Source organism: Vibrio kyushuensis (genome assembly GCF_050337325.1).
Taxonomy (GTDB): Bacteria; Pseudomonadota; Gammaproteobacteria; order Enterobacterales; family Vibrionaceae; genus Vibrio; species Vibrio kyushuensis.
Genome location: NZ_JAKJSV010000014.1, coordinates 61,893 through 82,132 on the forward strand (window position 1 = coordinate 61,893; position 20,240 = coordinate 82,132).

Annotated in this window: 19 protein-coding genes; 13 read left to right on the top strand and 6 right to left on the bottom strand. The window is 42.9% G+C overall.

The genetic code is table 11. The features are described from left to right. Positions 1 to 75: 75 nt before the first annotated feature. Positions 76 to 1,734, top strand: a complete 1,659-nt coding sequence (gene glnS, locus L4D20_RS22345) for a glutamine--tRNA ligase (RefSeq protein WP_428803788.1) — start codon at positions 76 to 78, stop codon at positions 1,732 to 1,734. Between the two features lie 77 nt (positions 1,735 to 1,811). Here glnS and fcrX read toward each other — a convergent pair whose 3' ends face one another. Next, the gene (gene fcrX / locus L4D20_RS22350) at positions 1,812 to 2,258 is read right to left on the bottom strand and encodes a ferric iron uptake transcriptional regulator FcrX (protein ID WP_428803789.1); all 447 of its coding nucleotides are present in this window, start codon (positions 2,256 to 2,258) and stop codon (positions 1,812 to 1,814) included. A 202-nt stretch (positions 2,259 to 2,460) separates the two neighbouring features. On the opposite strand from fcrX, the gene L4D20_RS22355 reads away from it, so the two are divergent. Next, a complete protein-coding gene (locus L4D20_RS22355) occupies positions 2,461 to 2,943 on the top strand; it encodes a DUF4442 domain-containing protein (RefSeq protein WP_428803819.1) in 483 nt (160 codons plus the stop codon). A gap of 79 nt (positions 2,944 to 3,022) precedes the next feature. On the opposite strand, the gene fldA is transcribed toward L4D20_RS22355, so the two are convergent. From fldA to L4D20_RS22370, 3 genes are all read right to left on the bottom strand, one after another. Beyond that, positions 3,023 to 3,556 carry a flavodoxin FldA gene (gene fldA, locus L4D20_RS22360; RefSeq protein WP_428803790.1) on the bottom strand — a complete coding sequence of 178 codons (534 nt, stop codon included), beginning with the start codon at positions 3,554 to 3,556 and terminating at the stop codon, positions 3,023 to 3,025. A gap of 51 nt (positions 3,557 to 3,607) precedes the next feature. Beyond that, positions 3,608 to 3,829, bottom strand: coding sequence for a DUF2788 domain-containing protein (locus tag L4D20_RS22365; RefSeq protein ID WP_428803791.1), 222 nt, complete (start codon positions 3,827 to 3,829; stop codon positions 3,608 to 3,610). Positions 3,830 to 3,933: 104 nt separating this feature from the next. Further along, the gene (locus tag L4D20_RS22370; protein WP_428803792.1) at positions 3,934 to 4,695 is read right to left on the bottom strand and encodes an alpha/beta fold hydrolase; all 762 of its coding nucleotides are present in this window, start codon (positions 4,693 to 4,695) and stop codon (positions 3,934 to 3,936) included. Between the two features lie 93 nt (positions 4,696 to 4,788). Here L4D20_RS22370 and seqA point away from each other — a divergent pair, with 93 nt between their 5' ends. Together seqA and pgm are read left to right on the top strand one after the other, a co-directional pair. Next, on the top strand, positions 4,789 to 5,331 hold the full coding sequence (seqA, locus tag L4D20_RS22375; RefSeq protein WP_428803793.1) for a replication initiation negative regulator SeqA: 543 nt from the start codon (positions 4,789 to 4,791) through the stop codon (positions 5,329 to 5,331). 94 nt (positions 5,332 to 5,425) lie between these two features. After that, positions 5,426 to 7,072: a phosphoglucomutase (alpha-D-glucose-1,6-bisphosphate-dependent) gene (gene pgm, locus L4D20_RS22380; RefSeq protein WP_428803794.1), complete on the top strand. Its 1,647-nt coding sequence runs from the start codon at positions 5,426 to 5,428 to the stop codon at positions 7,070 to 7,072. Between the two features lie 80 nt (positions 7,073 to 7,152). Here pgm and L4D20_RS22385 read toward each other — a convergent pair whose 3' ends face one another. Next, positions 7,153 to 7,923: a DUF1853 family protein gene (locus L4D20_RS22385; protein WP_428803795.1), complete on the bottom strand. Its 771-nt coding sequence runs from the start codon at positions 7,921 to 7,923 to the stop codon at positions 7,153 to 7,155. Between the two features lie 92 nt (positions 7,924 to 8,015). On the opposite strand from L4D20_RS22385, the gene L4D20_RS22390 reads away from it, so the two are divergent. Further along, entirely contained in the window at positions 8,016 to 8,774 is a 759-nt protein-coding gene (locus tag L4D20_RS22390; RefSeq protein ID WP_428803796.1) for a Nif3-like dinuclear metal center hexameric protein, read from the top strand. Between the two features lie 101 nt (positions 8,775 to 8,875). Here L4D20_RS22390 and L4D20_RS22395 read toward each other — a convergent pair whose 3' ends face one another. After that, a complete protein-coding gene (locus L4D20_RS22395) occupies positions 8,876 to 10,165 on the bottom strand; it encodes a citrate synthase (protein WP_428803797.1) in 1,290 nt (429 codons plus the stop codon). 392 nt (positions 10,166 to 10,557) lie between these two features. On the opposite strand from L4D20_RS22395, the gene sdhC reads away from it, so the two are divergent. The 8 genes from sdhC (at position 10,558) to sucD (ending at position 20,185) form a co-directional block, all read left to right on the top strand. After that, complete coding sequence (sdhC, locus tag L4D20_RS22400) at positions 10,558 to 10,950, top strand: succinate dehydrogenase cytochrome b556 subunit (RefSeq protein WP_428803798.1); 393 nt, start codon at positions 10,558 to 10,560, stop codon at positions 10,948 to 10,950. Then, on the top strand, positions 10,944 to 11,291 hold the full coding sequence (gene sdhD, locus L4D20_RS22405; protein ID WP_428803799.1) for a succinate dehydrogenase, hydrophobic membrane anchor protein: 348 nt from the start codon (positions 10,944 to 10,946) through the stop codon (positions 11,289 to 11,291). The genes sdhC and sdhD overlap by 7 nt, the downstream gene beginning before the upstream one ends. Beyond that, a complete protein-coding gene (gene sdhA / locus L4D20_RS22410; RefSeq protein ID WP_428803800.1) occupies positions 11,292 to 13,058 on the top strand; it encodes a succinate dehydrogenase flavoprotein subunit in 1,767 nt (588 codons plus the stop codon). A 15-nt stretch (positions 13,059 to 13,073) separates the two neighbouring features. Beyond that, positions 13,074 to 13,787, top strand: a complete 714-nt coding sequence (locus L4D20_RS22415; protein WP_428803801.1) for a succinate dehydrogenase iron-sulfur subunit — start codon at positions 13,074 to 13,076, stop codon at positions 13,785 to 13,787. 88 nt (positions 13,788 to 13,875) lie between these two features. Beyond that, positions 13,876 to 16,701: a 2-oxoglutarate dehydrogenase E1 component gene (gene sucA / locus L4D20_RS22420; RefSeq protein ID WP_428803802.1), complete on the top strand. Its 2,826-nt coding sequence runs from the start codon at positions 13,876 to 13,878 to the stop codon at positions 16,699 to 16,701. Positions 16,702 to 16,729: 28 nt separating this feature from the next. Beyond that, the gene (gene odhB, locus L4D20_RS22425) at positions 16,730 to 17,938 is read left to right on the top strand and encodes a 2-oxoglutarate dehydrogenase complex dihydrolipoyllysine-residue succinyltransferase (protein WP_428803803.1); all 1,209 of its coding nucleotides are present in this window, start codon (positions 16,730 to 16,732) and stop codon (positions 17,936 to 17,938) included. 208 nt (positions 17,939 to 18,146) lie between these two features. Beyond that, positions 18,147 to 19,313 (top strand): ADP-forming succinate--CoA ligase subunit beta, encoded by a 1,167-nt coding sequence (gene sucC / locus L4D20_RS22430; RefSeq protein ID WP_428803804.1) that lies wholly within the window; start codon positions 18,147 to 18,149, stop codon positions 19,311 to 19,313. Then, the gene (gene sucD, locus L4D20_RS22435; RefSeq protein WP_428803805.1) at positions 19,313 to 20,185 is read left to right on the top strand and encodes a succinate--CoA ligase subunit alpha; all 873 of its coding nucleotides are present in this window, start codon (positions 19,313 to 19,315) and stop codon (positions 20,183 to 20,185) included. Before sucC ends, sucD begins: the two co-directional genes overlap by 1 nt. Positions 20,186 to 20,240: the final 55 nt, after the last annotated feature.

Genomic DNA, 20,240 nt, shown 5'->3' on the forward strand with positions numbered 1-20,240 from the left:
TGTAAAGGTCCAGAATTGTGGATCATGAGCGGCTATATATTCTGAACAATACTAAACAATATTGAGGTGCTATAGATGACTGAAGCTGAGGCTCGTCCATCGAATTTCATTCGCCAGATCATTGATAAAGATTTAGCGGATGGCAAACACACTAGCGTGCATACTCGTTTCCCACCGGAACCGAATGGCTATTTGCATATTGGACACGCTAAATCCATCTGTTTGAACTTCGGTATTGCTCAGGACTATCAGGGACAGTGTAATCTACGCTTTGATGATACAAACCCTGAAAAAGAAGATGTTGAATACGTTGAGTCTATTAAGAATGACGTAAGCTGGTTAGGCTTTGATTGGTCTGGTGATATCTGCTATTCATCAAACTACTTCGACACTCTTTACGATTACGCTGTAGAACTGATCAATAAAGGCTTAGCTTATGTTGATGAATTAAGCCCTGAGCAGATCCGTGAATATCGCGGCACATTGACAGCGCCTGGTAAAGCGAGCCCGTATCGCGATCGTAGCCCTGAAGAGAACCTAGCGCTATTCGAAAAAATGCGTAACGGTGACTTCAAAGAGGGAACTGCGTGTCTACGCGCTAAGATCGACATGAGCTCATCGTTCATGGTGATGCGTGATCCAGTTATCTACCGTGTACGTTTTGCTCATCATCATCAAACAGGTGATAAGTGGTGCATTTACCCAATGTATGACTTTACACACTGTATCTCGGACGCAATTGAAGGCATTAGCCACTCTCTTTGTACGCTTGAGTTCCAAGACAACCGTCGTTTATACGATTGGGTTTTGGACAATATTTCTATTGAGTGTCAGCCTCGTCAATATGAATTCAGTCGCCTTAATCTAGAATATACGGTGATGTCTAAACGTAAGCTTAATCAACTTGTTGTAGACAATCTTGTTGAAGGTTGGGACGACCCGCGTATGCCTACGATTTCTGGCCTACGTCGTCGTGGCTTTACTCCTGGTTCAATTCGTGAATTCTGTAAGCGTATCGGTGTTACCAAGCAAGAGAATATGATTGAGTTTGGTTCACTAGAGTCTTGTATTCGTGATGATCTTAATGAAAATGCCCCTCGTGCAATGGCTGTTCTTGAGCCCGTCAAAATTGTTATTGAAAACTTTGATGATGCTAGTGTTGAAACGTTAACCGTTGCTAATCACCCAAATAAGCCAGAGATGGGTACTCGCGAAGTTCCATTTACGCGTGAAATCTGGATTGAGCAAGACGATTTCCGTGAAGAAGCAAACAAGAAATACAAGCGTTTGGTTTTAGGTAAAGAAGTTCGTCTACGTGGTGCTTATGTGATCAAAGCAGAACGTATTGAGAAAGATGCTGAAGGTAATATCACGACGATTTTCTGTTCTTACGATAATGAAACATTAGGTAAGAATCCATCTGATGGCCGTAAAGTGAAAGGCGTTATTCACTGGGTTTCTGCTGATAAAGCATTGCCTGCAGAGATTCGTCTATACGATCGTTTATTTACGGTTGCTAACCCAGCAGCAGAAGATAACTTCTCTGAGACGATTAACCCTGAGTCACTAGTGAAGATGAATGGTTTTGTAGAAGCTAGTTTAGCATCGGCTAAAGTGGAGGAAGGCTATCAATTTGAGCGTACTGGCTATTTCTGCGTAGACTCTAAAGATTCGAGTGCAGATGCTTTAGTGTTTAACCGCACGGTTGGTTTACGTGATACTTGGGCTGGCTAAGCTCGTACTTTCGCTAAATACCCAACAATAAAAATGCCAGCATATATATGCTGGCATTTTTCATTCTGCTTAAAACTCTATTTAGCTTTATGAGCGTCAGCTCTGTCTTTACAGTCGCCACTCGCACATTTACCGTAGAGATAAAGGCTGTGGTTAGTGAGTACGACATTAAATTTCTTTGCAATTTCCTTTTGGCGTTCTTCAATAAGGTCATCGGCAAACTCGATTACAGTTCCGCAATCTAGGCAAACTAAATGGTCATGGTGTTCTTGAGTCGATAGTTCAAAAACTGATTTTCCACCTTCAAAGTGATGGCGGGTTACGATACCAGCGTCATCAAATTGGTTAAGAACACGGTAAACCGTTGCTAAACCAATTTCCTCACCAAGATCGATCAGCTTTTTATATAAATCTTCAGCACTGATGTGCTGACAAGCTGGTTGTTGCAGTATCTCTAAAATCTTTAGCCTTGGTAGGGTTATTTTAAGACCCGCATTTTTTAGCGCTTGGTTATTGTCTGACATATACTTTCCTGTTGATGCTCTGCGGTCGTAACAGAATCCAATATTCCTATTATTATAAGGCACTGTCCCTCAACAATAAACCGTCAAGTTCAAAGGGTTATTACGAATGCATGATAAACGTTGCAAAAATAGCCATTAAACATATCCGACCAGTATCCTTTATGTGACAATTCAAGTCACTTATAGCGAAGTTGGCATCGGCATGGACGCATTTTTATCAAAAGTATATAAGCCAGAAATAGTTAGGTTTGCCCTTAATATTTGGCCACCATTTTGGGGCCCTGGCATTAAGATTCTGTCAATCAGTGATGACTTCAGAGAAGTTAGCATGAAACTCAAGCTTAGATGGTGGAATAAGAATGCTAACAGAACTCAGTATGGAGGCAGTATTTTTTCGCTAACTGATCCAGTTTACTCGTTAATGCTCATGGGTATATTAGGTGAACAGTATTTTGTTTGGGACAAAGAGGCGAGCATTAGCTTTATCAAGCCTGGTGGTAGCGACCTATACGCTGACTTCATGATTTCACAGCCTCAACTAGATTCAATCTTCGAGGCGACGATGAATGGAGATAAATGCTTTCCAGAATTTGTTATTCACGTTAAGGATAAAAATGGTGAGATTGTTTCTGAGGTGCAGCGAAAGCTTTACGTAAGAAAAAAACCAAAGTTTCGGAGTGAGTAGGTTGTGGGTAACCATCAACGAAAAAAGAACAATAAAAAACCTCCAAGAGTGGAGGTTTTTTGATAATCAACAGAAGTGATTAACCTTCGAGTTCAGCTAAACACATCTCTTCGTGGATTTGAGAAACCCATGCGCTTACTCGTGAGTCAGTCAGTTCAGGTTGACGGTCTTCATCGATGCATAGACCAACAAATTGACTTTCATCGCCTTCAACTAGAGCTTTTGATGCTTCGAACTCATAACCTTCAGTCGGTGTATAGCCAAGGATTGTTCCGCCTTTAGCTTCTACGATATCGCGAATGGTACCCATAGCATCGCAGAAGTACTCAGCGTAATCTTCTTGATCGCCACAGCCAAATAGCGCAACGAGTTTAGTTGAGAAATCAATGCCTTCTAATTCAGGGAAGAAATCATCCCAGTCACATTGAGCTTCACCGTAATACCAAGTAGGAATACCAAGAAGAAGCAGATCAAAGTTATCAATATCTTCTTTACTGCTTTTTGCAATGTCTTGAACGTGAACTAGTTGTTTACCTAGTTGCTTTTGAATCATCTTTGCAACAGCTTCAGTGTTGCCGGTGTCGCTACCAAAGAAGATACCTACACTTGCCATAGAATCATTACCTTAAATATTAATCTTAATCGGGTGACAATGAGATGGTGTTTACCCTAGTCCCGTACCTTCCCAGCTAATTTGGATCAACCCTTTAGTGATGAATCCAGCACAGCCAAGGAACAGAACTAGCCATACAATACGACGCCCAAATGGTGGAACATTACCCTGTTTGAGAACATCTTTTATCGCCATACCAATGAGGAAGAAGACAGATGCAAAAAGTAAGTCTAAGCCAATAGACTCGAGTATGTTCATATAGTCGTAGAGCATGATTTCCCTTTATGCCAATTTACTTGCGCGCACTATACCATTGTTAAACGTTAATGTTAATGGATGCTATTTACCAAGATCTCAGTTCAAATAGATAAAACAACCTATATAAAGTTTCGAATCACGCGAAGCACTTCTTTGGGCTTTTCTGCATGAAGCCAGTGACCGGTATTCGAAATAATGTGAGCTTTGGCGTTTGGAAATTGCTGTTGTATTTGGGGTTGGTGCTCTGAGAGCAAGTAATCAGACTGTGCGCCTTTTACAAATAGAGTCGGTGTTTCAATTGGTGAGATAGGGTGCCAGCCAAGAATTTCCCAGTAATTGGTAAGAATAGACTCAACATTGAAACGCCAAAGCATCGTGCTTTCTTGACGATAGAGAGACTTACTCAAAAACTGTTTTACACCATCAATCTCTATATGTTCGGAAAGAAGTCCCATAGCCTCACTTCTACTAGCCGGCTTTGCATCAATTACGGCTTGTAAGCCATTGAGTACGTTCTCGTGACGATGGACTTTGTAAGAAACAGGTGCCATGTCCAAGACGACTAACTTTTTAATTTTCTGACGACCTATGTCGGCAACTTTCATCGCGACTTTTCCACCCATTGAATGGCCAATAAGAGTAACGTCTGAGAGATTTAGGTGGTTAAGGAGCTTTAAGACATCGTTGGCCATGCTCTGATAATTATGTTCTTCAGAGTGAAAGGAGAGTCCATGGTTTCGTAAATCGATGCTTAAAACTTGATGATCATCGACGAGATCACGAGAAAGAAGCCCCAAATTATCTAAGTTACCGAACAAGCCATGGAGTAAAACGAGAGTTTGGCCGGAGCCTTCGAGTTTATAGTTGAGTAGTTGAGACATTTTTATCTTATTCATGATTGGTTTGACGTAGAGTATCAGCAAAGATCTCGCTATAATCCCCAAGAGTTTAAACATAGAGATTGTGAAAAGCGAATGAAAACAATTGAGGTTGATGAAGAACTATACCGTTATATTGCTAGCCAGACTCAGCATATAGGTGAGAGCGCGTCGGATATATTACGTCGTCTTCTAATTGAAAATGATGCTGCGACTCCGGTTGTCCAACATAAAACACCCGTTGAGCCTAAAGGTATTGTCGTTAGTAAAGATGTGGAAAAAGCACCAGTCGTTGATAGCATTAAAGAGATGCGTTCGCTGCTGATATCAGATGAATTTGCAGGCTTAAAAAAAGCAATCGATCGCTTTATGTTGGTACTATCAACATTGCATCGCATTAACCCAGCGAGCTTCTCGGAAGCGACACAGGTCAAAGGTCGCAAGCGTGTTTATTTTGCTGATAATGAACAAACACTGCTGGCAAATGGCAATACAACCAAACCTAAAGCGATTCCAAGTACTCCGTTTTGGGTTATCACTAATAATAATACAAGTCGAAAACGACAAATGACTGAGCAGCTGATGACGAGAATGAACTTTCCAGCTGACTTAATCGAAAAGGTAACGAATACCATTTAGAATTTTTATAAGAGCCTCACAGTAATGCGCTTAGTTAGCAAAATATTGTGAGGCTTTTTTATTGTTTTAAAATTACTAAGAAAGGACGTCACTAATGGCTATGCACCCAAGAGCAGGAACAAAAGCAATACAACAAGATTTGCATAACATTCCAGCTTTAGTTTCAAATTATTTTTTACTTCAGCCTAGCGCTGGAAACGATGATCAAAAAGTACTGTTTGGTACGTCAGGTCACCGTGGCTCGGCTGATAAATCAACATTTAACGAAAATCATATCTTAGCGATCGCTCAGGCGGTTGCGGAAGTAAGAGCACAATCGGGTACAACAGGCCCACTCTTTCTAGGTAAAGATACTCACGCACTTTCTGAGCCTGCATTTCTGACGGCAATCGAAGTCCTTGTAGCTAATGGTGTTAAAGTCATTGCTCAGGAAAATAACGGTTATACGCCGACTCCAGGTGTATCACACGCTATCTTGACTCATAATCTGAAGCATGATGCTAAAGCTGACGGTATCGTGATTACGCCATCTCATAATCCTCCGCAAGATGGTGGTATTAAATACAACCCAACTCACGGTGGCCCGGCTGAGGCTGAGCTAACACAAGCAATTGAAGATCGTGCTAATCAGTTGATTAGCCTTAATCTTGAAGGTGTTAAACGTCTGCCAATTGCACAAGCAAAGGCATCTGACTTATTCGTAGAGCTTGATTTGGTTAAACCATATATTGACGATCTAGTGAACGTAGTCGATATGGAAGCGATTCAAAAGTCTGGGCTTAAAATTGGCGTCGATCCACTGGGTGGTTCAGGTATTGATTACTGGCGTCAGATTGGTCAAGCGTATGATCTTGATTTAACGCTTGTTAGCGAAGCTATTGACCCTTCGTTCCAGTTTATGTCGCTTGATAAAGATGGCGTTGTTCGCATGGACTGCTCATCTCCATACGCGATGGCTGGATTGCTAGAATTAAAAGATGATTACGATTTAGCGTTTGGTAATGATCCTGATTACGATCGCCATGGCATCGTAACGCCAAAAGGGCTAATGAATCCAAATCATTTCTTAGCTGTTTGTATTGATTATCTATACCGTAATCGTGAAGGCTGGGGTAAAGATGTCGCTGTTGGTAAAACGCTAGTTTCTAGTGCGTTGATTGACCGTGTCGTTGCCGATTTAGGCCGCGAGCTGTGCGAAGTACCTGTTGGCTTTAAATGGTTCGTAGATGGCTTATACAGCGGTCAGTTTGGCTTTGGTGGTGAAGAGAGTGCGGGCGCCTCTTTCTTACGTAAGGACGGAACGCCGTGGTCAACGGACAAAGATGGCATCTTATTGTGTCTTCTTGCCGCTGAAATTACTGCTGTTACTGGTAAGAACCCACAGGATTATTACGAAGAGTTAGCAGCCAAGCACGGCGCATCTAAGTATAACCGTATCCAAGCTGTAGCAAATGGTCCACAAAAAGACATATTGAAGAAACTGTCAGCGGAAATGGTATCTGCAGAGATGCTAGCAGGTGAGCCAATCACTGCTCGTTTAACACACGCCCCAGGTAATGGTGCCGCGATTGGTGGTCTTAAAGTGACGACAGAAAATGGTTGGTTCGCTGCGCGTCCTTCTGGCACAGAAGATATTTATAAAATCTACTGTGAAAGTTTTAAAGGTGCAGAGCACTTAGCCCAAATAGAAGCAGAAGCGCAACAGATTGTTAATCAAGTATTTGCAGATGCAGGCTTGTAAAGCGATCTACTAACAAGAGGCGACCTAGTGGTCGCCTTTTTTGTATCTGACAAACTAGGCAATGTTTAGCATAGAGAATGCTAGTTAGGCCAAGTATCGGGAACGACAAACCAAAACTGACCATTTACTGTTTGAGCATGAATGAAGCGGTCTATCGGCTTTTTCATAACGTGATCAGACTCATTGATATCTGTGTGGTCGGTGATACCTGTTGCCCAATATGGTTTTTTTAATTCGTATAACGGTTCCTGGATTTGCTCCCACTGATGTTGATAACACCAGTATCCGGATATTTGAGACGAGTTTAGCTCAAATCCCAAGCACTCTTTAGGAATTGTTTCTGGTGAAAAAGGGTTTATGTACAAACGCCCTTGAATAAGAAGATGCTCTAATAATGCGCCTAAATGTGGGTAATGTTGCGTAAATTCATCAACTTTACTCATTTTAAGTTGGTGCGATAACATTCTATCAAGCTTCTTATCTAACTGATCCTGCGCATTTGGCCCATACCAAATACCTTGATGAAGAAGATAGAACTTTATTGCAACTTCCCAATGCTCAAACTGATTCATTTCTTGGTTACGAAGAATTAAATCGATAGCACCTAGAGTTTGACCTGACGATGCGTTTATCTGAACTTCATCAATCTCGATGCTATATCGCTGTGTATTTTCTATCAACGTTGTACATAAGTGCTGATAAAGAAACCCTAGTCTAGGGTTTCCCACATATCGTTCCAATGGTGGGACTGATATTGGTTCTAGATGACGAAAATCGACAAAGGGAGGGCGCAGTTCAAATAGTGAAGGCGTTGATGCAATCCATTGGTAAAAGTATTGAAGTTGATTCATCCCTAATCCTGATTATCACTCTAAGCTTCCATTGTACCCATAACAGAGTTAAGTATACACTTTGGCCAAACTAGAATTATTCGGAATGAACAATGAACAATCTTCAGCTGGAAACAATCCTCAATAACAAGCTATCGCCTCAGCTTATTAAAGATTACTGCCCTAACGGTCTTCAAGTTGAAGGTAATGCGCAGATAAAACGCGTGGTTACAGGTGTTACAGCCTCACAAGCTCTTGTCGATAAAGCGGTTGACCTAAACGCTGATGCATTAATCGTACATCATGGCTACTTCTGGAAAGGTGAGCCTGAATCAATTCGTGGTATGAAAGGTAAGCGCATTCGTAGCCTAATTAAAAATGACATAAACTTATATGGCTACCACTTACCCTTAGATATCCACCCAGAGCTTGGTAATAACGCGGAATTGGCGAGATTACTTAATATTGATGTCGAAGGCGGCCTGGAAGGTCATGCCCAGTCTGTTGCTATGTATGGCCGTTTAAAGAAGCCTATAAGTGGTTCAGAACTTTCACAAAAAATCACTCAAGTTCTAAATCGCACTCCGTTACACATTGCCCCTGATAACGCTGACAAGTTGATTGAGACGGTTGGTTGGTGTACTGGTGGAGGGCAAGATTACATTGAGTTAGCAGCGCAAAGTGGATTAGATGCCTTTATATCAGGGGAGATTTCAGAGCGAACGACTTATACCGCACGTGAGCAAGATATCCATTACTTTTCGGCGGGCCATCATGCGACAGAACGCTACGGTATTAAAGCATTAGGAGAGTGGTTGGAAAAAGAACACCAGATTGAAGTGATCTTTGTTGATATTGATAACCCCGTCTAAGAGCTATATTTGAAAGAAAGTAAAAAAGCTTGCCGAATAGGCAAGCTTTTTCTTTATATTTAACTGAAGTTGGTCGTTATATAAATACAACGAAACAGTAATTAGTCACGCTCATGTAGAGGTTGGAAATCACGTTTCTCTTGACCAGTATACAGTTGGCGAGGACGCCCGATTCGGTTTGTTGGATCACTGTGCATTTCGCTCCAGTGAGCTATCCAACCAACAGTACGAGACATTGCGAAGATAACGGTAAACATTGAAATAGGAATACCAATCGCTTTCAGGATGATGCCTGAGTAGAAGTCTACGTTCGGATACAGTTTTTTCTCAACGAAATATTCGTCAGAAAGAGCAATGCGTTCCAGCTCCATTGCAACATCAAGCAGTGGATCGTCAATGTTAAGCTCTTTAAGCACGTCGTGACATGCTTCACGCATAACCGTTGCGCGAGGATCGTAGTTCTTATAAACACGGTGACCAAAGCCCATTAGGCGGAATGGATCGTCTTTATCTTTCGCTTTTGCAACATACTCTTCAATATTATCTAGGCTGCCAATCTCTTCTAGCATACGTAGACATGCTTCGTTAGCACCACCGTGAGCTGGTCCCCACAGAGATGCGATACCCGCAGCGATACAAGCAAATGGGTTAGCACCTGATGAACCGGCTAGACGTACCGTTGACGTTGAAGCATTTTGTTCGTGATCCGCGTGTAGCGTGAAGATCTTGTCCATTGCGCGAGCAACAACAGGGTTTACTTCGTACTCTTCACATGGGTTTGCAAACATCATGTGTAGGAAGTTCTCAGCATAGCTCAGTTCATTTCTTGGGTAGATGAACGGTTGACCAATTGAGTACTTGTAACACATTGCCGCTAGTGTAGGCATTTTTGACAATAGACGATAAGCCGCGATTTCTCGGTGCGTATCGTTATTTACATCAAGTGAATCATGGTAGAACGCCGCAAGTGCGCCAACAACACCACACATAACAGCCATTGGGTGAGCATCACGTCTAAAGCCGTGGTAGAAACTAGCAATTTGCTCATGAACCATAGTATGGCGTGTTACTGTGCGTTTAAAGTCTTCGTATTGCTCACGATCTGGGGCTTCACCATAAAGAAGTATGTAACATACTTCTAAGTAGTCTGCATTATTCGCTAATTGATCAATTGGGAAACCGCGGTGTAATAGAACACCTTTGTCACCATCGATGTAAGTGATTTGAGACTCACAAGATGCAGTGGCAAGAAAACCAGGGTCGAATGTGAAATATCCATTTGAACCAAGTTTACGAACATCGATTACTTCAGGGCCGACAGTCCCGTCCATAATTGGTAGCTCGATTGGCGCTAAACCTTCAATGTGAAGGGTCGCTTTCTTATCCGCCATAACATTCTCCTTTGTTTATTATTAATCCATCCAGGATGTTTATGTGCATTTTTTTACGTGTCTTCGCCTTCAAAGTCAATTTTTCTCCTTCGATGTGTGCGCTTTACGCAATTTTTTATAGCAAATAAGTTAAAAGTCTGTTCTATGTAGCAAAAATTGTTACATCAATTGTATTAGAATGTTGCCGGTCGTATAGTTAAGCTGAAATTTTCGGTGAAATCCTTATAAATTCAAGGCTGGAAACAATTAAGAGGTAGGTTTTCTAGTGTTGCTGTTAACATTTTATTTACAATTAACTGGTGCGATTATCACCTTTTTTGTTGTTTTGATGTTAACTTTTGTCGGTTTTCGCACGAGATTCGTTAATAACAATAAATGCTCAATGGAGCTGAGTGAGCAAGCCCGTGAATGAAAGAAAGTCAAGACCTGTTAATTTAGATTTGCAGACAGTTAGCTTTCCAATAACTGCAATCGCATCTATCCTGCACCGTGTTGCTGGGGTGATTACGTTTGTTGCTATCGGAATATTACTATGGCTATTGTCTCTATCCCTCGAATCCCCGCTTGGATTCAAAGAAGCCAGTGACCTCGTCAGTGGCTTTTTTGTGAAGTTTATTTTGTGGGGAATCGCTACTGCCTTGGCCTACCATATTGTTGGTGGCATCCGTCATTTGATGATGGATTTTGGCTATTTTGAAGAACTCGATACTGGAGCTTTAAGTGCTAAAGTCGCTTTCGCTGCCACTGCCGTTCTATCACTTCTTGCAGGAGTCTTAGTATGGTAAAGCATGTTTCGTCATTCGGACGTAATGGGGTGCACGATTTTCTATTGATTCGTGCCACTGCCATTATTATGACCCTTTATACCGTCTACCTAGTTAGTTTTTTTGCGTTCTCTGGTGATATCTCTTATATCTCTTGGACCCAATTCTTCGGTAGTGCATTTACCAAAATATTCACAATGCTAGCGTTAACATCAGTGTTGATTCATGCGTGGATTGGTTTATGGCAGGTTCTAACTGACTATATTAAGTGCTCAAAATTACGTGGAGGGTTACTATTCGTAGTTGTAATCACTCTATTGAGTTACTTCTTTTCTGGTTTTTCAATTTTGTGGGGTGCGTAAGTGACTATTCCAGTTCGTGAATTCGATGCCGTAGTAATTGGCGCTGGTGGTGCAGGTATGCGCGCTGCACTACAAATTTCTGAGCAAGGTCTATCTTGTGCCTTGCTGTCTAAAGTGTTTCCAACTCGCTCTCATACTGTTTCTGCACAAGGCGGCATTACAGTAGCACTGGGCAATGCCCATGAAGATCATTGGGAACAACACATGTACGACACGGTCAAAGGCTCTGATTATATCGGAGACCAGGATGCGATTGAGTACATGTGTAAAAATGGCCCTGAATCTGTCATTGAATTAGAAAAAATGGGCTTACCATTTTCTCGTTTTGATGATGGCACTATTTATCAGCGTCCTTTTGGCGGTCAATCAAAGAATTTTGGTGGAGAGCAAGCTGCTCGTACTGCAGCAGCAGCTGACCGTACTGGTCACGCCTTGCTTCATACATTATACCAACAGAACATTAAGCATAAGACGACGATTTACTCGGAGTGGTATGCGCTTGATTTAGTGAAAAACGAAGACGGTGCCGTATTAGGTACAACCGCTCTATGTATGGAAACCGGTGAAGTTTGCTACTTCAAAGCGAAAGCAACGATTTTAGCAACCGGTGGTGCAGGTCGAATCTACGCTTCAACGACTAATGCGCATATCAATACTGGTGACGGTGTTGGTATGGCAATTCGCGCTGGCGTGCCAATGCAAGATATCGAGATGTGGCAATTCCACCCGACAGGTATCGCAGGCGCTGGTGTATTAGTGACTGAAGGTTGTCGTGGTGAAGGTGGTTATCTTCTTAATAAAGACGGCGAACGTTTTATGGAGCGTTATGCACCAAATGCTAAAGACTTAGCAGGCCGTGACGTTGTTGCCCGTTCAATGATGATTGAGATTCGAGAAGGTCGCGGTTGCGATGGCCCTTGGGGACCACACATTAAGCTTAAACTAGACCACCTAGGTAAAGAAACTCTCGAGTCTCGCTTACCTGGTGTATGTGAATTATCTCGTACATTTGCACACGTTGATCCTGTTAAAGAACCTATTCCAGTTATCCCTACTTGTCACTACATGATGGGTGGTGTTCCAACTCAAGTCTCTGGTCAAGCGATTAAGCAAGACGAATCTGGTGCTGATGTTGAAGTTCAAGGCTTGTTTGCTTGTGGTGAGATTGCTTCTGTTTCCGTTCATGGTGCAAACCGTCTAGGTGGTAACTCACTACTTGATTTGGTTGTATTTGGTCGAGCAACAGGGCTTCACCTAGGTGAAACGCTAAAGAAACAAGAAGAAGCGAAACCGGCAACAGATGAAGATATTACACGCTCATTAGCACGTTACAATCGTTGGGAAAATAGTACCGACGGTGAAGATCCAGCGGTTATTCGTAAAGATCTTCAACAGTGTATGCAAAACAATTTCTCAGTTTTCCGTGAAGGCGACGCTATGGCGAAAGGTCTTGCCGAGCTTAAAGTCATCAGGGAGCGTTTGAGTAACGCTCACTTGTCGGATAAGTCGACAGAATTCAACACTCAACGTATTGAGTGTCTAGAGTTAGAGAACTTAATGGAAACGGCATTTGCTACCGCTGTTGCGGCAAACTTCCGTACAGAAAGTCGTGGTGCTCATGCTCGATTCGATTTCCCTGACCGTGATGATGAACAATGGCTATGCCACTCTATTTATAACCCTGAGACAGAAAGTATGTCTAAACGTGGTGTAAATATGGAGCCGATCCATCGTGAAGCATTCCCACCTAAAGCTCGTACGTACTAAGGAGCGGACCAGATTATGAAATTGAATTTCTCTTTGTACCGTTATAATCCTGATACGGATCAAAAACCGTACATGAAGGACTATGAGCTAGAGGTTGATGACGGCTCAGACATGATGTTGCTAGATGCTTTGATTTTGCTAAAAGAGCAAGATAACAGCATCTCATTTAGACGTTCATGTCGTGAAGGTGTTTGTGGTTCTGATGGACTTAACATGAACGGTAAGAATGGTTTGGCATGTATCACACCTTTATCCGCTCTGATGGATCAAAGCACAATCGTGATTAGACCACTACCGGGTTTACCTGTTGTTAGAGATTTAATCGTAGATATGACGCAGTTTTACGATAACTACTCTAAAGTTAAACCATTCTTGGTGTCGGACGATGCTTTACCACCATCACGCGAGAACTTACAAAGCCCAGATGAACGCGCACATTTAGATGGTTTGTATGAGTGCATTATGTGTGCATGTTGTACAACATCTTGTCCGTCATTTTGGTGGAATCCAGATAAGTTTATTGGACCTGCTGGGCTACTAGCTGCATATCGTTGGTTAATTGATAGCCGTGATACAGCGACAGATGAACGTTTATCTAATCTTGATGATGCATTTAGCGTTTTTCGTTGCCATGGCATCATGAATTGTGTAAGTGTTTGTCCTAAGGGATTAAATCCGACGAAAGCTATTGGTCACATTAAGACCATGTTAGTGAATCGCTCGGTTTAAATGATGAGATTGTCGCCCTGTAATAGGGCGACGAATACTGGCTCGGCTCGACCGACGCAAACGTGAAAACTACTGGTTAAGGGAAAATATGCAGAACGGCGTGATGAAGGCATGGCTCGAGTCTTCACACTTGGCTGGCGCCAATGCAACTTATGTAGAGGAACTCTACGAAACGTATCTAAGTGATCCCGATCTGGTCAGTGAGGAATGGAAACGTGTATTTGAAGATCTGCCAACGCAATCTTCAGAAGTGGTTGAACAACCGCATTCACGTGTTCGTGACTACTTCAGACGACTCGCTCAAGAGACTAAGCATTACAATGTCCAAGTTAGTGATCCTGATGTCGATGTTAAACAAGTAAAAGTACTACAGCTTATCAATGCTTTCCGTTTTCGAGGGCATCAAGCTGCAAACCTAGACCCTCTTGGTTTATGGATTAGGCCTGCTGTTGCAGACCTAGACCCTTCGTTCCACAATCTTACCGAAGAAGATTTTGATGAAACCTTTAACGTTGGTTCTTTTGCTATCGGGCAAGAGACAATGGTTCTTCGAGATCTCTATAAAGCACTGAAGCAAACCTATTGCGGATCTATCGGTGCAGAATACATGCACATGACGAATACAGAGCAAAAACGTTGGATACAACAACGTTTAGAGTCTGTTTCTGGTCAGCCTTCCTTTAATCGAGATGAGAAACAAGCTTTTCTAGAAGAGCTAACTGCTGCTGAAGGTTTAGAGCGCTACTTAGGTGCTAAATTCCCGGGCGCGAAGCGATTCTCTCTTGAAGGTGGTGATGCGCTAATCCCAATGACTAAAGAGCTGATACGCCATGCTGGTGGTCAGGGAATGCGTGAAGTCGTCGTTGGTATGGCTCACCGTGGCCGACTTAACATGTTGGTCAATGTATTAGGTAAAAAGCCACAAGATCTTTTTGATGAATTCGCTGGTAAACACGATGATACTTGGGGTACTGGTGATGTTAAATATCACCAAGGTTTCTCTGCTGATTTCGCAACACCAGGTGGCGATGTTCACTTAGTATTGGCATTTAACCCATCGCATCTAGAGATTGTGAACCCAGTAGTTATCGGGTCAGTAAGAGCACGTCAAGACCGTCTAAATGATAAAGACGGTAGTGTTGTTCTTCCTATTACCGTGCATGGCGATTCAGCAATTGCAGGGCAAGGTGTAGTACAAGAGACATTCAACATGTCTCAGACACGCGGTTTCCGTGTTGGCGGTACAATCCGAATCGTTGTGAACAACCAAGTTGGTTTCACAACATCAAACCCTCGTGACACTCGTTCAACGATGTACTGTACTGATATCGCTAAGATGGTTCAGGCACCGATTTTCCACGTTAATGCAGATGATCCAGAGGCTGTTGCTTTTGTTGCTCGTTTAGCTTTGGATTATCGAAATGAATTTAAACGTGATGTGGTAATCGAACTCGTTTGTTATCGCCGTCACGGCCATAACGAAGCTGATGAGCCGAATGCAACTCAGCCTCTTATGTACCAAAAAATTAAGAAACATCCGACACCACGCAAGCTTTACGCTGATGTGTTAATCGATCGTGGTGAGTTTGATATTGAAACAGCGACCGAGTTGGTTAATGGTTATCGTGATGCTCTAGACCATGGCGAAGTTGTTGTGAAAGAGTGGCGTCCGATGGCTCTTCACTCTGTGGATTGGTCACCGTATCTTGGTCATGATTGGGATATGGAATGGGACAGCAAGATCGATGTTGAGCGCTTAAAAGAGCTTGGAAATCGCATTTGTCAGTACCCAGAAAGCCATAAACTTCAAAGCCGTGTTAACAAGCTTGTAAATGATCGCGTTGCGATGGTTAGTGGTGAGAAACGTGTTGATTGGGGTATGGCTGAAACAATGGCCTACGCTACCTTAGTGGATGATGGAAAACGTATTCGTATATCAGGGCAAGATTCTGGTCGTGGTACATTCTTCCACCGTCATGCTGTATTGCACAACCAAATTGATGCAAGCACTTACGTTCCGTTAAGTAATATTCATGACAAACAAGGTCCGTTCCAAGTCTATGACTCGGTGCTTTCAGAAGCTGCGGTACTTGCCTTTGAATATGGTTACGCAACCGCTGAACCTGGCGGATTAACGTTATGGGAAGCGCAATTTGGTGACTTTGCCAATGGTGCTCAAGTTGTAATTGACCAATTCATCTCTTCGGGTGAGCAGAAGTGGGCACGTTTGTGTGGCCTAACAATGCTTCTTCCTCATGGTTATGAAGGTCAAGGCCCTGAACACTCATCTGCACGTTTGGAGCGTTATTTACAGATGTGTGCAGAGCAAAACATGCAGATAGTTGTGCCATCTACACCTGCGCAGGTTTATCACATGCTTCGCCGTCAGGTAGTACGCCCTATGCGTCGTCCTCTGATCGTAATGTCACCAAAATCTTTGTTGCGTCATCCTCTGTGTACCTCTTCGTTTGAAGACTTGGCTGAAGGAACATTCCAAGCCGCGATTGGTGAGGTTGATGACTTAGAAGCGAGCAACGTTAAGCAGGTTGTTTTCTGTTCAGGTAAAGTTTATTACGACTTACTAGAGCAACGTAGAAACAACGAACAAGACGATATTGCTATCGTACGTATTGAACAGCTATATCCTTTCCCATTAGAAGAAGTTCAGGCTGCGATTGCGGCTTACTCGAATGCGAAAGAGTTTGTTTGGTGCCAGGAAGAGCCGCAAAACCAAGGTGCTTGGTATAGCAGTCAACATAACTTCCTTGCCGCAATCCCTGCTGGCGGCAAATTACGATACACAGGTAGACCAGCATCAGCTTCGCCAGCAGTTGGCTATATGTCGGTGCACTTGAAGCAGCAAAAAGCATTGGTTGAAGATGCTTTGACTATTAATCCCGAAGTTTCGAAATAAGAACTAGAAGTAAAAGGAAGACACTAATATGACTATTGAAATTCTGGTTCCAGACTTACCTGAATCAGTAGCAGATGCGACAGTCGCCACATGGCACAAAAAGCCAGGCGAAGCTGTGGCTCGCGATGAAGTTATCGTTGATATTGAAACAGACAAAGTTGTTCTAGAAGTTCCAGCTCCTGAAGCTGGTGTTTTAGAAGCAATTATCGAAGAAGAAGGTGCTACGGTACTGTCAAAACAGTTGATCGCTAAGTTAAAGCCGGGTGCTGTAGCTGGTGAACCAACTGCTGATACTACGGATGAAACTGAATCTTCACCGGATAAACGCCACAAAGCATCATTAACAGAAGAAAGTAATGACGCACTTAGCCCTGCGGTACGTCGCCTATTAGGGGAGCACAATTTAGAAGCTTCTCAGGTGAAAGGTTCTGGTGTTGGTGGTCGAATCACACGTGAAGATATTGAAGCGCACCTTGCCGCTGCAAAATCAGCACCTGCAACAGCAGAAGCGCCTGTACAAGAAGCACCTGCTGCGGCACGTAGTCAAAAACGTGTACCAATGACTCGCTTACGTAAAACGGTAGCTAACCGTCTGTTGGAAGCGAAAAACAGTACGGCTATGTTAACGACGTTCAACGAAGTTAATATGAAGCCTATTATGGAATTGCGTAAGCAATACCAAGAGCAGTTTGAAAAACGTCACGGTACTCGTCTAGGCTTTATGTCTTTCTACGTGAAAGCTGTAACGGAAGCGCTAAAACGCTACCCAGAAGTTAATGCTTCCATCGATGGTACTGATATTGTTTATCATAACTATTTCGATATTAGCATGGCAGTATCAACGCCACGTGGACTGGTTACGCCAGTACTAAAAGACTGCGATACTTTGGGCTTTGCAGATATCGAGAAAGGTATCAAAGAGTTAGCGATTAAAGGTCGCGACGGTAAGCTAAAAGTTGAAGAGCTAATTGGTGGTAATTTTACTATCACTAATGGTGGCGTATTCGGTTCACTTATGTCGACACCAATCATTAACCCACCTCAATCGGCTATCTTGGGTATGCATAAAATCCAAGATCGTCCAATGGCGGTTGATGGAAAGGTAGAGATTCTACCTATGATGTACCTAGCGCTATCTTACGATCACCGTTTGGTTGATGGTCGTGAATCAGTTGGCTTCTTAGTGACCATTAAAGAGCTACTAGAAGATCCTGCACGTCTGCTATTAGACGTTTAGTATCGCTAAAAAGTCGAGTTAGCCTTGTTAACTCGACTGATAAAATTTAAACGGCTAGGCTAGCTCAACGGTCTGGCCTTCATTTAAGTCTCTATTTATGCCCAAGTAAATAGCGTTTTAATGAGAAGACCCTACAGACGTTTCGCATCACACAGCGGCGTTATGGAAATAATAAATCCCTTAAGGGATAAACAAATGGAAATACACAATGAATTTGCATGAATATCAAGCCAAACAGCTGTTTGCAGAATTCGGTTTGCCTGTACCAGAAGGCTTCGCCTGTGATACAGCCCAAGAAGCTTTTGAAGCGGCTGGCCGTATCAGCACAGAAAAGAAAGTCGTTAAGTGTCAGGTACATGCGGGTGGCCGTGGTAAAGCAGGTGGTGTTGAACTGCATGACACAAAAGAAGGTGTTAAAGAGTTTGCTCAAAAATGGCTTGGTAAAAACCTAGTAACGTTTCAAACAGATGCAAAGGGTCAGCCTGTAACTAAGATCCTTGTTGAAGAAGCATCTAACATTGACAATGAATTGTACCTAGGTGCAGTTGTTGATCGTGCGACTCGTCGTATCGTTTTCATGGCATCGACTGAAGGTGGTGTGGATATTGAAAAGATTGCTGAAGAGACACCTGAGCTTATCCATCAAGCTGCGATTGATCCACTAGTTGGCCCTCAGTCGTATCAAGGTCGCGAACTAGCGTTCAAATTAGGTCTTAAAGGCGATCAAATCAAACAGTTCGTTAAGATCTTCTTAGGTCTTGGTAACATGTTTGCTCAGTACGACCTTGCTTTGTTAGAGATTAATCCACTTGTCGTAACGAAAGAAGGTGACCTTCTTTGTCTTGACGGCAAGATTAACATTGACTCAAACGCAATGTACCGTCAGCCAAAACTACGTGAAATGCACGATCCTTCTCAAGAAGATGAGCGTGAAGCGCATGCTGCTCAGTGGGAACTAAACTATGTAGCTCTAGACGGAAACGTCGGTTGTATGGTTAATGGTGCGGGCCTTGCGATGGGTACAATGGATATTGTAAACCTGCACGGTGGTAAGCCTGCTAACTTCCTTGATGTAGGGGGCGGCGCAACAAAAGAGCGTGTAGCTGAAGCATTTAAGATCATCCTATCGGATGACAATGTTAAAGCGGTACTGGTAAACATCTTTGGTGGTATCGTTCGTTGTGACATGATCGCAGAAGGCATTATCGGCGCGGTTAAAGAAGTCGGTGTTGAAGTACCGGTTGTTGTTCGTTTAGAAGGCACTAACGCTGACCTTGGTCGTGAAGTTCTTGCTAATTCTGATGTTGATATCATTGCTGCTGTGTCTCTTACAGATGCTGCTCAAAAAGTTGTTGCTGCTGCGGAGGCTAAATAATGTCTGTACTAATTAACAAAGACACTAAAGTAATCTGTCAGGGTTTCACTGGTGGACAAGGTACTTTCCACTCTGAGCAAGCAATTGCTTATGGTACTCAAATGGTTGGTGGTGTTTCTCCTGGTAAAGGTGGTCAAGTTCACCTAGGCCTACCAGTATTCAACACTGTTCGCGATGCAGTTGAAGCAACAGGCGCTACAGCGACTGTTATCTACGTACCTGCACCTTTCTGTAAAGATGCAATCTTAGAAGCAATTGATGCTGGCATCGAGCTGATTGTTACGATTACAGAAGGCATCCCTACAACAGATATGGTTGATGTCAAAGTGAAGCTAGATGAAACTGGCGTTCGCATGATCGGCCCTAACTGTCCGGGTGTTATTACTCCTGATGAGTGTAAAATTGGTATTATGCCAGGTCACATTCATAAGAAGGGTAAAGTTGGTATCGTATCTCGTTCAGGTACACTGACTTATGAAGCGGTTAAGCAAACTACTGATGAAGGTTTCGGCCAATCGACTTGTGTCGGTATTGGTGGCGACCCAATCCCAGGTTCAAACTTTATTGATATCTTGAAGTTGTTCCAAGAAGACCCTGAAACTGAAGCAATTGTAATGATTGGTGAAATAGGTGGTACAGCAGAAGAAGAAGCGGCAGATTACATTAAAGCGAATGTTACTAAGCCTGTTGTTTCTTACATCGCAGGTGTAACTGCTCCTCCAGGTAAACGTATGGGCCACGCTGGCGCAATCATCTCTGGTGGTAAAGGTACTGCTGAAGATAAGTTTGCAGCTCTTGAAGCTGCGGGCGTTAAGACTGTTAAATCTCTAGCTGAGATTGGTAAAGGTCTACGTGAAGTTACCGGTTGGTAAACTAATCAAACCCTAATAAAAAACCGAGCGATTAAGCTCGGTTTTTTTGTGCCTG